General features: G+C 45.5%; 16 protein-coding genes. 9 read left to right on the forward strand and 7 right to left on the reverse strand.

The annotated features are described in order from the left end of the window. Positions 1 to 3 precede the first annotated feature (3 nt). The gene (locus RH45_RS01205; protein ID WP_008072817.1) at positions 4 to 612 is read left to right on the forward strand and encodes a cytochrome c oxidase assembly protein; all 609 of its coding nucleotides are present in this window, start codon (positions 4 to 6) and stop codon (positions 610 to 612) included. After that, positions 609 to 1,493, forward strand: coding sequence for a cytochrome c oxidase subunit 3 (locus RH45_RS01210; protein ID WP_008072818.1), 885 nt, complete (start codon positions 609 to 611; stop codon positions 1,491 to 1,493). Before RH45_RS01205 ends, RH45_RS01210 begins: the two co-directional genes overlap by 4 nt. Before the next feature lie 22 nt (positions 1,494 to 1,515). Here RH45_RS01210 and RH45_RS01215 read toward each other — a convergent pair whose 3' ends face one another. Further along, entirely contained in the window at positions 1,516 to 1,752 is a 237-nt protein-coding gene (locus tag RH45_RS01215; protein WP_008072819.1) for a DUF2909 domain-containing protein, read from the reverse strand. Between RH45_RS01215 and RH45_RS01220 the strand changes: the two genes are divergently transcribed. From RH45_RS01220 to RH45_RS01240, 5 genes are read left to right on the forward strand one after another with little or no spacing between them, the layout of a single operon-like run. Then, positions 1,751 to 2,494 (forward strand): SURF1 family protein, encoded by a 744-nt coding sequence (locus RH45_RS01220; protein ID WP_008072821.1) that lies wholly within the window; start codon positions 1,751 to 1,753, stop codon positions 2,492 to 2,494. The two genes, RH45_RS01215 and RH45_RS01220, sit on opposite strands and share 2 nt — an antisense overlap. Further along, complete coding sequence (locus tag RH45_RS01225; RefSeq protein ID WP_008072822.1) at positions 2,487 to 3,032, forward strand: hypothetical protein; 546 nt, start codon at positions 2,487 to 2,489, stop codon at positions 3,030 to 3,032. Before RH45_RS01220 ends, RH45_RS01225 begins: the two co-directional genes overlap by 8 nt. A gap of 45 nt (positions 3,033 to 3,077) precedes the next feature. Beyond that, a complete protein-coding gene (locus RH45_RS01230) occupies positions 3,078 to 4,112 on the forward strand; it encodes a COX15/CtaA family protein (RefSeq protein WP_039958107.1) in 1,035 nt (344 codons plus the stop codon). Then, positions 4,109 to 5,005 carry a heme o synthase gene (cyoE, locus tag RH45_RS01235; protein ID WP_008072824.1) on the forward strand — a complete coding sequence of 299 codons (897 nt, stop codon included), beginning with the start codon at positions 4,109 to 4,111 and terminating at the stop codon, positions 5,003 to 5,005. The genes RH45_RS01230 and cyoE overlap by 4 nt, the downstream gene beginning before the upstream one ends. A gap of 57 nt (positions 5,006 to 5,062) precedes the next feature. Then, the gene (locus RH45_RS01240; protein WP_008072825.1) at positions 5,063 to 5,482 is read left to right on the forward strand and encodes a VanZ family protein; all 420 of its coding nucleotides are present in this window, start codon (positions 5,063 to 5,065) and stop codon (positions 5,480 to 5,482) included. Here RH45_RS01240 and RH45_RS01245 read toward each other — a convergent pair. Genes RH45_RS01245 through RH45_RS01260 form a run of 4 tightly spaced genes read right to left on the reverse strand, consistent with a single transcriptional unit; the run spans position 5,470 to position 8,822 of the window. After that, complete coding sequence (locus tag RH45_RS01245) at positions 5,470 to 6,381, reverse strand: amino acid ABC transporter permease (protein ID WP_008072826.1); 912 nt, start codon at positions 6,379 to 6,381, stop codon at positions 5,470 to 5,472. The two genes, RH45_RS01240 and RH45_RS01245, sit on opposite strands and share 13 nt — an antisense overlap. Before the next feature lie 34 nt (positions 6,382 to 6,415). After that, on the reverse strand, positions 6,416 to 7,252 hold the full coding sequence (locus RH45_RS01250; protein ID WP_008072827.1) for a transporter substrate-binding domain-containing protein: 837 nt from the start codon (positions 7,250 to 7,252) through the stop codon (positions 6,416 to 6,418). A gap of 11 nt (positions 7,253 to 7,263) precedes the next feature. Beyond that, positions 7,264 to 8,061 (reverse strand): amino acid ABC transporter permease, encoded by a 798-nt coding sequence (locus tag RH45_RS01255; RefSeq protein ID WP_008072828.1) that lies wholly within the window; start codon positions 8,059 to 8,061, stop codon positions 7,264 to 7,266. After that, a complete protein-coding gene (locus RH45_RS01260; RefSeq protein ID WP_390219413.1) occupies positions 8,061 to 8,822 on the reverse strand; it encodes an amino acid ABC transporter ATP-binding protein in 762 nt (253 codons plus the stop codon). Before RH45_RS01260 ends, RH45_RS01255 begins: the two co-directional genes overlap by 1 nt. Positions 8,823 to 9,084: 262 nt before the next feature. On the opposite strand from RH45_RS01260, the gene aroG reads away from it, so the two are divergent. Then, positions 9,085 to 10,140, forward strand: a complete 1,056-nt coding sequence (aroG, locus tag RH45_RS01265; RefSeq protein ID WP_008072837.1) for a 3-deoxy-7-phosphoheptulonate synthase AroG — start codon at positions 9,085 to 9,087, stop codon at positions 10,138 to 10,140. A gap of 107 nt (positions 10,141 to 10,247) precedes the next feature. After that, on the forward strand, positions 10,248 to 10,565 hold the full coding sequence (locus tag RH45_RS01270) for a hypothetical protein (RefSeq protein ID WP_050796241.1): 318 nt from the start codon (positions 10,248 to 10,250) through the stop codon (positions 10,563 to 10,565). 36 nt (positions 10,566 to 10,601) lie between these two features. Here RH45_RS01270 and RH45_RS01275 read toward each other — a convergent pair whose 3' ends face one another. Both RH45_RS01275 and RH45_RS01280 read right to left on the reverse strand, forming a co-directional pair. Then, positions 10,602 to 12,659, reverse strand: a complete 2,058-nt coding sequence (locus tag RH45_RS01275) for an alpha-amylase (RefSeq protein WP_008072839.1) — start codon at positions 12,657 to 12,659, stop codon at positions 10,602 to 10,604. A 292-nt stretch (positions 12,660 to 12,951) separates the two neighbouring features. Then, entirely contained in the window at positions 12,952 to 14,550 is a 1,599-nt protein-coding gene (locus RH45_RS01280) for an EAL domain-containing protein (protein WP_100086075.1), read from the reverse strand. Between the last annotated feature and the right edge of the window lie 338 nt (positions 14,551 to 14,888).

Here is a 14,888-nt window from a genome sequence, read left to right on the forward strand (position 1 = left end):
GGCATGCAAGGACCCGCTAGCTCAAACCAAAAACTCACGCTGAAGTTGCTTGCGGCAACGCTGGCCATGTTTGGTTTTGGCTTTGCGCTGGTCCCACTTTATGACGTGATGTGTGAAGCTTTAGGAATCAATGGAAAAACCAATACCGAGTCTGCGCTACAGCCTCAAGGCATGGTTCCTGACACATCACGTCTCATTCGCGTTGAGTTTATGGCCCATCGCAATCAAGGTATTCCATGGCAGTTTGAACCGGAAAAAACGACCATGGAAGTGCATCCTGGCGAAGTCATTCAAACCGCGTATTTAGCGAAAAATTTGTCAAATCAAGAAATTATTGGCCAAGCAGTCCCCTCGATTTCTCCCGGACAGGGCGCAACCTACTTCAATAAAATAGAGTGCTTTTGCTTTAATCAGCAACCCTTGGTGGGGCAAGGGCAAGCCAAAATGCCGCTAATCTTTTATATCGAACCAGACATTCCTCAATCGATACATACACTCACCCTTTCTTACACCTTATACGACATCACGCAATCGTCTGAGGAGAAGATCGAGGTGGCCAATTTGGCAAAATCTGAGCGTTTGGAGCGTGTTACGCAAGGAGCAAATCAATGAGCTCAAAACATCAACCTTATTATGTCCCGGCTCAAAGTAGTTGGCCTATCGTTGGCGCCGTTTCTTTATTCCTAATTGCGGTTGGCGCCGGCCTTACTGTGCAGAACATGGCCGACGGCGGTGATGGCAGTGTGTTCGGCAAACTGATCTTATTGGCTGGCTTTTTATTCCTCCTTTATATGTTTGCAGGTTGGTTTAGCAATGTGATCACTGAGTCAATGAGCGGTAAGTATTCCGCCCAGTTATCGCGTTCCTTTAGGCAGGGGATGAGCTGGTTTATCTTCTCAGAGATCATGTTCTTTGGCGCGTTTTTCGGTGCCTTGTTTTATGCTCGTGTTGTCGCGATACCTTGGCTCGGTGGTGCAAGTAACAATGCCATGACTCATGAGGTGTTGTGGCCAACGTTTGAAGCCTTGTGGCCTTTGACCTTGACGCCCGGTGGAACAGAAACGCAGGCCATGGGATGGCAAGGTATTCCTCTTATCAATACGCTGATACTGTTGACCTCTTCCATCACTCTTCATATGGCGCATACCAGCTTAGAGCAGAACAAGCGCATGGCTTTGATTGTGTGGTTAGAGATAACCATAGTGTTGGCTGGCTTTTTCTTATACTACCAAGGTGTGGAATATGCTCATGCATATCAAGATCTTGGACTCACACTGCAGTCGGGTATTTACGGCAATACGTTCTTCTTGCTCACTGGTTTTCACGGCATGCACGTTTTACTAGGGACAATATTCTTAATCGTCTTGCTGGCACGCGTTGCTAAAGATCACTTTACACCAAAAGAACACTTCGGCTTTCAGGCGGGTAGCTGGTACTGGCATTTTGTCGATGTCGTTTGGCTCTGTTTGTTCGTTTTCGTTTATGTACTTTGAGTAAAGCCTAATAGAGAAGCGATCAATAAGGGCGAGTGTTTGGGTCGATAAACCCGCTAAGTAATGCCGCAACCATAAGGATGACAGCCAATGCAGAAAGAAAAACACGGCGACCCAAATAGAAACTCATGGGTTTATCTTGTTCGTTGCCTTCTTGGTCATCTTTAGGGTCTTTGACCATTTCGATCATAGCTCGACCTAGGTTAACGATGATGAATAGCAATAATACGACCAGCAATAACTTGAAGATGAATACCATGAGGTTGTCCTTTGGTTATCTGTTGCAGCGCCCTAGTTTTTGGTTGGCGCTCGTATTAACTGTGGTTGGCTTTTCACTATTGATCAACTTGGGTTTGTGGCAGTTATCAAGAGCAGAAGAGAAAGTACAATTGGAGCAGGCGCTTAGCGCGCGCGAAAACGCGTCTCCAATTTCACTTGATGCGGTATCTAGCCTTGGTGAAGCGTATTTGACTGGGGTTTATGTCGAGGCAAACCTTGCCCCCCAGGCGGGGAAATACCTGCTTTTGGATAACCAGACGTATTTAGGTCAGGTCGGGTATCTGGCGTTTCAACTAGTGACAAGTGAGCAGCAGCAGAGTCTGTTGCTTGAGAGAGGCTTTATCGCTCATAAAGGTTCGCGCACCGAGTTGCCGCAAGTATCTTGGCTCGATGAGTCGATGGAGATAACCGGGCGTCTTTATCAACGCTCATTAAATCCTTTAAGTAATGATTTGATGCCAGAGTTTGGCCTCTCCGCGATACGTGTACAGAACGTCAATATTGAGCAACTAGAACAGCTATGGGAACAGGACATCGCCCCATACATCCTACAGCCTCAACTTGATGAGTGGCCTTACCCGCAGCCTTGGCAACCTCTGCCAATGGCTTCTGCGAAGCACTATGGCTACGCTGTTCAGTGGTTTGCAATGGCGGCTGCTTTATTGGCACTCAGTTGTTGGGTGTTTTACCGGTCATTGAGACAAGGAGAAGCAAATGACTAATCCCGTATTAAGAGGTCGAATCATCTTTGTCGCTCTGGTGCTGGCCTTTGCCTTGCCTGCAATCGTTGCCAAAACGGTTTTGGTCAACGACTGGTATCAATCAGGAGTAACCAATCGTGGGGTATTGATTGAACCAGCAGTAACTTTTGAGTCTCTTGGCCTCACAAATCCTCATCAAGGGGAGCAGTGGCAGTTGGCTTACGTAGTACCAAAAGAGTGCAACGAGTTCTGCCAACAGCAGATCCATTTGTTGGGACAAAGCCATTTGGCATTGGGGAAATATCAAAACCGCGTCTCGCCTGTGTTAATAACCACAAATGTAAACTCTCCGGTGATGGAGCGAGCAGGGTTCCCGGTACTCAGCGTCGATGAACAGTTTCACAATGTTGTGCATGACTTTGAGTACGTCATTGTCGACCCTCTCGGCCAGTTGGTGATGCGCTACCCTAAAGTAGCTTCCGCAGAGCTGTTAGTCGGGCAAAGTAAAGATGTATTGGCGGACTTACGCAAACTACTCAAGCTGTCGCGAGTGGGCTAAAACGCGACTAGGAGGCTAAACATGGAGAAGCTGGGAGGAGTATCGATGGGAATAACGAATCTAGTGCGGCTTAGCTTGGTGTTAACCTTTGTCGTTATTATGCTAGGCGCCTACACAAGACTGGCTGATGCTGGTCTGGGGTGTCCTGATTGGCCGGGGTGTTATGGTCACTTAACCGTACCCAGTGAACAGCATGAAATCGCTTTGGCAAAAGCGCTGTATCCTTCTTTAACGGTTGAGGCCAATAAGGCGTGGCTTGAGATGATTCATCGCTACTTTGCTGGCACCTTAGGTCTTATTGTCTTTCTCATCACCTTTCGCTGTATTCGTGAAAAACAGCTTGGCTATTTATTACCCGTCTCTCTGTCTTTGGTTGTTGTCTTTCAAGCATTACTTGGCATGTGGACGGTAACCATGAAGCTGATGCCGATTGTCGTGATGGGGCACTTACTTGGTGGTTTTACCTTGTTCTGTCTGCTGTCTATTTTGTATTGGCGATTAAAAGAGGCCAAGCTCAACCTGCCTGCGCAGATCAGTAGCTCTTGGGGGGTGAAATGCTTGGCTGTGGTGACGTTGATAGTGCTCGGTTTTCAGATCGCTTTGGGTGGTTGGACATCATCGAACTATGCCGCCTTAATGTGTACTAGCTTGCCTATTTGCCAAGGCGACTGGGTGAGTTATCTCGACTTTCGCACCGCCTTCGACTTGATACAACCTGAACGTGAAAGTTATGAGTTTGGCACCTTAGATTATGGAGCCAGAATGACTATTCATGTCACGCATCGATTTGGAGCCCTGTTGGTGACCTTACTCTGCTTATGGCTCATCTATCGCCTCCTTGCTGAAAACAATAAATTTCTCGCTAAAGCGGCGTCTTGGATAGGACTTTTTCTCATTGTTCAATTGCTTCTTGGCGTGAGTAACGTGCTGTTCAGCCTTCCACTTGTAATAGCGGTCGGCCATAACCTTGGTGCGGCCCTGCTGCTCATATCTGTGTTGCACGTGAACTATCTATTGCTCAAAAGGGTGGCTAGCCCAAATAAGCATCCTAATTTTGTCGGTAAGGAGACCATCAGATGAGTAAAACAATCAGCTATTCGTCATCCGCCGAGCGTCCAACTTGGCAAGTCTATCTCACACTGACTAAGCCGAAAGTGGTGGCGCTAATGTTACTGACCGCATTGGTCGGTATGTGTTTAGCGGTACCGGGAGCCTTGCCTGTGCAGCAAAGTGTGATTGGACTGGTTGGCATTGCCTTAATGGCAGGCTCGGCAGCTGCTTATAACCACCTGATTGATCGCCGGATCGACGCGATAATGGCTCGTACATACAAGCGGCCATTGCCTTCAGGTGATATTAATCCTGTTAAGGTGTTTGCTTTTGCCACAAGCATTGGCGTACTCGGGTTTGCTCTCTTGTTGGTTTGGGTCAATGCCCTCACCGCTTGGTTAACATTTGCTAGTCTGATTGGTTATGCCGTGGTTTACACAATGTACTTAAAGCGTGCGACGCCACAGAATATTGTTATTGCAGGGATCGCGGGTGCGATGCCGCCATTGCTAGGTTGGACTGCTGTAACTGGTGAGTTGCATGCTCATGCTTGGTTGCTGGTGATGATCATTTTCATCTGGACGCCACCTCATTTTTGGGCATTAGCGGTGCATCGCAAAGAAGATTACGCCAAGGCCGACATCCCCATGCTGCCGGTTACTCATGGCGAGGAATACACCAAAACTTCCATCTTGCTCTACACGGTTTTACTGGCTTTAGTCTGTTTAATGCCAGCTCTAGTTGGTATGAGTGGTGCCCTATACTGGGTAGGTTCTGTGGTACTTAGCCTAGGGTTTATTGGTTATGCGTGGAAGCTGAAATACAACCCCGAGCAAAAAACGGCCATCGACACCTTTAAGTTTTCTATTTACCACCTGATGCTGCTGTTTGTACTTTTGCTGGTGGACCACTATTGGGTTTGATACTTCCAACCGGAGACGACATCGGGTAACCTTTCTGCCCAATTAGGAGAGTATTCGATGTCAATGTTATCTAGGTCAGATTTTTTTAGTAAGCGACTGTTTTTGCTTGCCGTTGTGATTGGTATTGGTGGGATGGCCTCTTTGGCTAAATCGTTCGATTTTTACGGCCATGCTGTGATTGATGTCGAGCATCTTGTTGGCGGTGACAGAGTGCTTCATATGATCGTGTCGACTACTTTAGGCTTTGTTGCCGCTTGGGCTACACCTAAGACCTTTTATCAATACGCGAAAGTGCCAATCTCCCCATGGGTTTGGTTACTGTTGGTTGCCGTGAGTATCGACGAGTTTTCTCAAGCTTATTTTCCGCTACGTGAGTTCTCTTTGGTCGATTTAGCCATCAATTTGAGTGGCGTTACCATAGGAAGTCTAACTTACCTTCTCTACGCAACGATACGTTATCCAAGTTATTTGCGTTGATGGCGCAAAGTGCGCAGCTCTAGCTTTCTAAAAAACAGCGATAGTGCAAGACACACCGCTAGGTAAGTGAGCCCAACGATAAGCCAAATTTCAAAGATCAACCCAGAAGAGTTCGCAATTTCAGTACCAACGAAGGTCATTTCTTGAATAGAGATGAGCGATACGATGGACGTATCTTTCACCAAAGATATCGCTTGGCCAGCAAGAGCAGGTGTAATCGTCGCCAGAACTTGCGGTGCAATAACATAGCGATATTTTACCCATAGCGAAAGGCCGAGTGAGTCTGCCGCTTCCCATTGCCCTTTCTCAATGTTGTTCAAGCCAGAGCGAACGATCTCTGCGACATAGGCTGAAGATAAAATACCAATACAAAGCACACCTGAGAGTAAATTTTCCCATAAGGCAGCTGGGCCGAATAAAAACGATTGAGCCGCATTGAGCTCGCCTGAATGGTTTCTTAGGAGATCACTGAGACCAAGTAAAGGGATAAGCTGGTTAGAAATGAAAAAGTAGAATATGAACACGAAGACCAATGGTGGAATATTTCGCACCAATTGGACGAATGCATTGATCGGTGCTCGAACGAAGCTAAAACGAGACACTCGAGCAATCCCCATTGCGGTTCCAAGCGTGAACGCGAGAAGCATTCCCCAAACGCTTAGTCTCAGTGTTGCAATGAGGCCTTGGAAAAAATAGGGCAGTGAGCCGTCGGCTCTGGGGGTGACTAGCAGAGAGAAAGCTTCCTGCCAGCGCCATTGGTAATTCACGCCGATAGAAGAACGGTAGTAAAGCCAAGTCGCGACTAGCGCGATGACAATAAGTAGGATCGCATCTAACTTATTGAGACTGAGCGAGCTAGAAGGCTTGCTAACGAATACTGCTGTTTCTGTCTTATTCACTTTACTACCGTGCGCTTATTTAAATGTTAATGAGTTACTGGCCAGTGGCGACTTGGTTTTGCCAATCTAAGGTAGAGAACCAATATTCGTAGCGTTCTTCTAACCAACCATCGTCTGTACGAGCTTGGATCCATTTATTGAAAAAGGCTTTTTTGTCATCTTCGCCTAAACGAACCGCAAATGCCTCATTGCCTTTAGATAAGCGCTCAGAGAATGGAATAAATAGCTTATCTGCGTTTTTAACGGCTTCGTGTTCGGGTTTTGGGCTCGAAGCGATGACTGCGTGCGCATTGCCATTGAGTACTTCTTGAAATGCTTGCGCGTCGTCATCAAACTGGAGAATTTTGGCTTTCGGGAAAGTCTCTCGAGCGACTTGCACCGTAAAGGCACCACGGCGAGCAGCGATTTTTACTCGTCTCGAATCGAAATCGCTAAACTCAGAGAACCCCGCTGCCAACTCTTTATTGGCGGCGACTTGAACGCCAGAGTGGGAGTAAGGTGTTGAGAAAAGAACGCTCTTTGAACGTTCTGGTGTGACACTCATGCCACCGATAATGACATCAAACTTTTGTGCTAACAGAGCAGGGATAATGCCATCCCAAGCTGTGGGGACAAACTCGACTTTCCATCCGGAGTCAGCAGCTAGACGTTTGGCCACATCAATTTCAAAGCCAATCAGCTCCCCTTGAGTATTACGCATTGCCCAAGGCACGAATGTTGACATGCCTACTCGTAGGGTTCCGCGCTCATTGATCTTGTCTAAATTAGGAGTCTCTTGAGCCATTGAAGGCAGCGCGACAGCCAAACCAAGGAATGCGGTAATGGCGCTTTTGAAACATTTGTTTTTGAAGTATCTTCCGATGTTTTTCATACTTTTTCCTTTTATTGAGTTCGCCAACTTGCGCCAAGCCTATGCTCTAACAAGGCAGAAAGCGCAGATAAGGATAGGGTGACCAGCAGATAAATAGCGGCAACGGTAAACCAAATCTCAAAAGGCATTGCTGTTTCCGCTACGATGTTTCTTCCTTCCGTTGTCAGATCGAAAATCGCCATCACTGACACGATGGAAGAGTTTTTGACCAGCGACACCACTTCATTGGTGAGCGGAGGTAAGGTACGTTGTATTAGCTGAGGAAGGATCACGTCGTAATAGGTGAAAAAGCGATTAAGCCCTAAAGACTTGGCTGCTTCAAATTGCCCTTTGTCGATGCTGTTTAAGCCACCACGGAAAATCTCAGCCGTATAGGCTCCCTGAAACAGTGATAACGCCAAGACTGCCGTTGAAAACCGGTCCAAGCCGATGACTGGACCAAACACAAAGTAAAGCAAGTAAATCTGCACAAGCAATGGCGTGTTCCGAATGAGTTCAATGTAGGTGTTGGCTATTGCTCTACCTATAATGGAATTTGATAGTTTAAGCAGTGCGGTAGTGAGACCGATCGCTAAGGTAAAAGCCAGACTGATCACTGAGATCTTTATCGTGACAAACAGACCTTCAACTAGCTCTGCAGGCCACCATTCACCATCTTCATAAAAAGCGATGTAGTCAGGTACACGTTCCCATTGCCATTGGTAGCCCATGGTCTTGGCACCCGAGTCTAGTAGCCACCAAAGACCCACTCCAAGAATGGTGATTTGCAATAGAGCGGATAACGTTGGTTTAAGTATTTTCGCAATCATTAATGACTCAGGATTTTCTCTAGAAATTGTTGAGTTCGCGGGTGCTGAGGGGCAGAGAAAATTTGCTCTGGGGTGGCCATTTCCAATATCTCCCCACCATCCATAAAGATGACACGGTGAGCCACTTTGCGTGCAAACCCCATTTCGTGCGTGACACACATCATGGTGATGCCATCATTGGCAAGGTCGATCATAACGTCCAATACCTCTTGGATAGTTTCAGGATCGAGGGCCGAGGTTGGCTCATCAAAGAGTAGAATTTCTGGTTGCATACATAAAGAACGAGCGATCGCAACGCGCTGTTGTTGACCTCCTGACAGTTGAATCGGGTACTTGTTCGCTTGTTCTTCAATGTTTACTCGCTTTAGAAAGTGCATTGCCCGCTCTGTGGCTTCTTGCTTAGAAAGCTTCAAAGTGCGGATTGGTGCTAGGGTTAGGTTGTCTAATACGGTGAGATGAGGAAAAAGATTAAAGTGCTGAAAAACCATCCCAACTTTCCCCGCACTACTTGAGGAGAAGTCTTGCCCAAGCACTTTGATCTGGCCATCCGAGATGACTTCGAGCTGATTGACCGTTCGAATCAGAGTGGACTTCCCTGAGCCCGAGGGCCCACATACGACAAGAATTTCGCCTTTGCTGACGGAAAGGTTGATGTTTTTTAGGGCTTGGAATTGACCATACCACTTACTGACGTTCGAAAATTCGATGGCGTTCATGCCGACACTACTTTGATTTTTATAATGTTCATACCATAGCAATATCAGGTAGATATTTCATCTTATGCATGCAATTTCTCATTGGTTTTTGTTGGTTTTGCAGGTACTCACTGAGGGTGTATTTATAAATTTACACTTCATGTAAAGTGTAAATTTGGCAAAAATATTGCCTTTTAATAAAAATAGTGGTTGCAACCTTGGTTTTTGATAGATAAGTTACAGGGAACGGGAATAAAGAAGTTGAGCATTTATGCACCAGTTAGTTGGGGGCGGGCGCTCAAGCCAAGAAAAATAGGAAGACGTAGCAATGTTCCAAACAGATGATGTTCGAATTAGCAAAGTAAAAGAATTATTACCACCAGTTGCAGTTTTAGAGAAGTTTCCTGCGACAGAAACGGCTTCCTCGACGACGTTTCGTTCGCGTGAAGCGATCTCTAACATTCTTAAAGGCGATGATGACCGCTTACTAGTGATTGTGGGTCCATGTTCTATCCATGATCCAGAAGCAGCGATTGAGTATGGCAAGCGTCTAAAAGTATTGCGTGATGAGCTAGGCGATCGTCTAGAAGTCGTAATGCGTGTTTACTTTGAAAAACCTCGCACCACAGTAGGTTGGAAAGGTCTCATCAATGACCCTTACCTAAATGATACGTTCAAGATCAATGATGGTCTGCGTATGGGGCGTAAACTTCTGCTTGATTTGACTGACATGGGTTTACCAACGGCAAGTGAGTTCTTAGATATGATCACGCCGCAGTACGTAGCAGATTTAATCAGCTGGGGCGCTATCGGTGCTCGCACAACAGAATCTCAAGTCCACCGTGAGCTTGCATCTGGTATTTCTTGTCCAGTAGGTTTTAAAAACGGTACCGACGGTAACATCAAGATTGCTTCAGATGCGATTCGCAGTGCGAGTGCATCTCACCACTTCCTTTCGGTAACGAAGTACGGCCATTCAGCTATCGTTGAAACAGCAGGTAACCCTGATTGCCACATCATCTTACGTGGTGGTAAAGAGCCTAACTACAGTGCTGATCACGTGGGTACTATCAAGTCAGAGCTCGAAGCATCAGGTCTACCACAAAAGGTAATGATCGACTTCAGCCATGCGAACAGCTCTAAGCAATACCAACGTCAAATGGTTGTTTCTGACGATGTTGCGGGTCAAATCTCTGCGGGTGAGGACGCGATTTTCGGTGTGATGATTGAGTCTCACTTGGTGGAAGGTCGCCAAGATTTAGTTGACGGTGTGGCGCCAACTTATGGTCAGTCAATCACTGATGCCTGTATTGGTTGGGCAGATACTGAAAAAGTTCTACGTCAGTTAGCCGATGCTGTCGAAACGCGTCGAGCGAACAAATAGCAATACAGTCCGTATGAAAAGCTCCTTCGGGAGCTTTTTTTATTTGAGGCTATGTGTTCTGCAGGGCTATAATCTTGGTGAATGTCATTAACCAAAACCCATACCCCATGACCAGACTTACAACTTCGTTGATCTTGTTCCTAACCACGTTTGCGGGAGTGCCATCGGCATTGGCTCAGGAAAGTTCGTTGTTTTTATTTGCTCTTCCTGAACAGAGAAGTGAAAATTTGCACCAGACGATGCAAGAGTACGATCTGGAAAGTGAACGACAAACATCGTTTCTTGATGGAGTTGAATACCAGCCTGCATGTGAAGTGAAGTGTGGGGTGCGTAATACCAGCCTGTTTTTACTGCACATGGTCGCCGAGGCGAAGGTAGATCAAGAGTATCGAACCAGTTTGATATTGCCTAACTATGAACCATAAAAAACGAGCTCAATATGAGCTCGTTTCTGTTTGTGGTTATTTCCCTAAAAAACCCACCACGACTTTGTCATTACCTAAGGTACGACTGAACACGTAGCCACTGTTATCACTCAGCTGCTGGTGAACGCCCGCACCAATTGCAGGGTGCTGCTGTCTAAATTGCCCCAGTGTTTGCCAGTGTTGCAACAGCGCTTGTCGCTGCTTGTCTAGTTTCCAAATCATATCTGAGCGAGTGCCTTGGTGGAAATCATCGGCGTAAGGCCCCAACTCACGGGCGACTTCGTCACCATAGTAAACTTGAATCGCCCCCGGGCTGAGCAGCAGGGCGCTCGCCGCATCACGCTGCATTTCAAACGATTTGAAGCGATCGAAGAACAGTTCAGTATCGTGAGATGACATGTAGCTAACGGGTGTGAAGTCAGGTGTCTCTAACATCGCGCTAGAGTAGTTTTGATAAGTGTCTTGCATTTCGCTCAAACAGGCAGCGCCTTTATCGAGTTTTTTCTGCATATCAAAGTTGATCAGTGCATCAAACCCATCATCGACATAAGGTGAACGATAAGCTGAATGTCCCCAGACTTCACCCATCATCCAGAAAGGCTGGCCTTGTTTATTGTTGGCAGCTCGCCACTGCTCTAAGCTATCTGAAGCGGACTCTTTTAGTCGTTTCCATACATTCCCTTCCACGTGTTTAACGGTGTCCACTCTGAAGCCATCAATACCAAACCGTTTCACCCAATCGGATTGCCACTCAATCAAATAATCCGATACTGTGTAGCTATCTTTTGCAACCACACGTGTTCCTGGGTTATCCAATAGCCACTGGGGTGGACGAACGTGCTTGTCGGATTCGGTTAGAAAGTCAGGTAAACCTGCTAATGCCATGGTGATATCGCTTGAACCTGGCTGCAGATAACCAGGCAGACCCGTTCGAACCCAGTCAGGTCCCCACCAGTTGACCCACTCTTCGCTTTGGTAGTCGATAGCCTGATGATAGCTGTGCCATGTTTCTCCTTGTTTCGGAGCCCAAGTCGCCCATTTAGCGGGCAGTTTATTGGCGTCTACCACATCAATGTTATCAAATTGAAGGTCTGCCAGAGTGGAGTATCCGGAATGATTGATGACGGCATCTAAGAAGATCTTAATACCTCGTTTATGTGCCTCTTCGATCAAGCGTTTGAGATCTTCATCAGAGCCAAAGTTTTGGTCGATCTTGGTAAAGTCTCGCGTCCAATAGCCGTGGTAAGCATAAAATGGGAAGCTGCCTTTCTCGCCCCCACCAACAAAGCCGTGTACTTGTTCGACAATGGGTGATAGCCATATGACGTCTGTACCTAGGCTTTTAATGTAATCAAGCTTGGCGATGACACCTTTTAGATCACCACCATGGAAAGTACCAACTTCTTGCTTACCATCCTTTTGACGGCCATAGCTTTGATCATTGGTACTATCGCCATTTTTAAAGCGGTCAACCATTACAAAGTAGATATTGGCGTTGTGGTAATTGAATGCTTGTTGAGTCGCTTTAGACTCGACAGGAGCGAGCAGCACTAAACCGCCGCTTTTTTCTGAGCTCTCTATAGTGACCTTACCCTCTTTTACCGTAACGATTTGGTCAGAGAAGGCCTCATGCAATTGAGTGCCATCAGGATAAGTAGAGGCTAAGTTAAGGGTTTTAGGGCCTGCGCTATGTACTTCACACTGCACTTTGGGGATAGGGCGTTTAAATTCTGTTTTGGTGCTTTTTTTCGCCTCTCGAGCGATGGAAAGAGTTTGGTTGTTAGGATCAAAGGTGAATGAGTAATCCCCAGCAAAGCGCACTTTCAAATCGAGTAAAGTGTCGCTGTCGCAGTTAAGTTGTAATGGTTTTCTAAACTTTACCTTCTGCGTTTCTGGGGCGGAACAATCTCCAGCGACATCACTAATTTTGAGCTGATAGGTCTGTTTTGTTAAAGGCAGTATCACGGGGCTTGAGCCATCGAGTGGAAAATCTCGACTCGTAGTTGTCGTTGATACTGAAAGAGTAGGTTGCGCTAGCGCTGAGGAGCTTGCGGCGATTAAGCCTAAAGCGGTCAGGAGTGTTGAATGTTTCACGGCTCATCCTTGGTTATTATGATATTTTTTCGATCATAATTTGAACAAGCAAGCTTGACATCATTCCTCCCATCTACGCCCTAAATATTGAACTTCATCACTTTTTAATCGCTCTGTTTTGCCAATGAAATAAAGCTAAGCCGATCACGAATATATCGAATAAAGTTTTGTATGTAATTAATGGTATGATATTTTGTATATCGTAATGGTTCTTAGCATAACGGACTATGCAATTCAGTTTTTGGTCAATGATGACATTTCGGGCATGATAGCCCGATTTTTTTTCTATTTTCTAGCTTTTCCAGCGAGGAATTGGTAGAGACATCACGATCGCTTCGTCGGCTATTTTGTAATACAAAGCGAGATGTTCTGGGGTTATTGGTCTTGCGTAATAGAACCCTTGGATATAGCTGACACCGAGCTTCTCAAGCTGATCTATTTGGTAATTGGTTTCTACCCCTTCTGCGATAACTCTCATTCCTAAATCCGTTGCAAGTTGGATCATAGATTTAAGTACAGGCGTTATATTTGAATCAGAATGAAGGCTCTTAATGAAGACTTGGTCGATTTTAACCACGTCAAAATTCATCAGTCGGATTAAGTTAAGGCCAGAATACCCCGTCCCAAAGTCATCAATTGCTATCTCAAAGCCCAAGGTTTGTATTTGTTTAAGGTGGTTAAGCGCTATTTCCAACTGCTCAGCATTGAGGTCGACGTTCTCAGTGAGTTCTAGGAGGATACTTTTTGTGTAATCTGGGTACTTTTGGGCGTAGCCCTCTAAGTAGTTAACAAAGTCAGGGTCGATAATCTGATAACGGCTTATGTTGATGCTAATGTAACTGGTTCGGTAGTATTCTGGGTTGTTTTTAAAAAAATAAGTGACTTGTCTAAACGCGTATTGAGTGACTTGGTTGATCACCCCTAACTTTTCTGCCAGTGGAATAAATTGTTCGGGTGATATTTGCCCTTTAGTGGGATGATTCCAGCGGACCAGAGCTTCACTGCCAACCACCTTACGGGATTGGATATCGACAATTGGTTGCAAATAAAGCTCAATTTGTTCGCGCTGAATAGCATTGACTAGCGCGTATTCAACGGAGCGTTTTGCAAGCGTCTGGTAGCGGATAATTAGATAAACCAAAGAGAGCATAAGTGCGATCAGCGTGGTCTCGCCGACGTGGCCCAAATAGTGAGTCTGATATGCTTCGTTGGTTAAATAGATGGTGATTGAAAACGGATAGAGATGTGAGGAGAAGCTATACAGATTCTTCTTTTCTACTTCTTGATTGTTGTGACTTTGAATGACTTTATGCAGCACTTGAATTTGATATCCGTATCTACGGTGTTCAAATAGCGGTGAAACGAGCTCTAAAAATTGCTGAGGATGAAGTAATGCATTGACGCCGCGACGAGTATCGCTGGAAGAGTAGATGAAAATCGTCTTTAACTGGCTTTTTGATTTTGCTAATGAAATTGTGACATGTTTAGGCGATGCTTCAATTCTTTGCAGCGTCGAGTTAAACAATCGGATTTGTGCACGCCCCTCATTGCTGGTGCAATAGACAACCCCATCTTTGTATAAGCCAATCTCTTTAATCATTCGAGAATTGAACACTTTCGCTCTTAAATCCAATTTATCCTGTCGGCTACAGTCCTCTCCAACACTCAATTTTAATTGCTGTAAGTCTTCTGCTACGAGGTCGATATATTGCTCTAATTTAGCGATTGACTGCTTACCATCATCAATAACATGTTGGCGTAGAAGCTGATGGTTGATCGCTGCAGCTAATAAGAAAACAGAGGCGAATATGACAGTAATGGGGACGATAACAGGAAAATGATGACAAACCGTATCAACCCATTTTGGAATGTTTAGAAGTGGTCGTTTCATATCTCGCATGCTTTCTTTTTAACGTTGTCTGCTAAATAGCGGTTGTTTGAAAAGATGCGATAAAAACGAGCATGTTACCAATGCAAATAGTGTCATTCAGCGCTTTTGTATTCTAAATTCTCATTTTTGAAACGACGTTGTAGGTTTGAGATTTTTATCAATATCTCAATGGTTTAGCAAAAGGCGTGTTTTTTAGTAAGCTTCTATAATTAATAAATAAGAAATTAAATGTGGCAGAAAGCCCGCCAAATTCGCATTTAATTATAAATTTGGTACCTTTAGCACTAACTATCGAAAAAATAATAATTAATAGTGACTCGTATTAGTCTTTGCCGCGA

It is taken from the genome of Vibrio sinaloensis DSM 21326 (assembly GCF_000189275.1).
In the GTDB taxonomy this organism is placed as follows: domain Bacteria; phylum Pseudomonadota; class Gammaproteobacteria; order Enterobacterales; family Vibrionaceae; genus Vibrio; species Vibrio sinaloensis.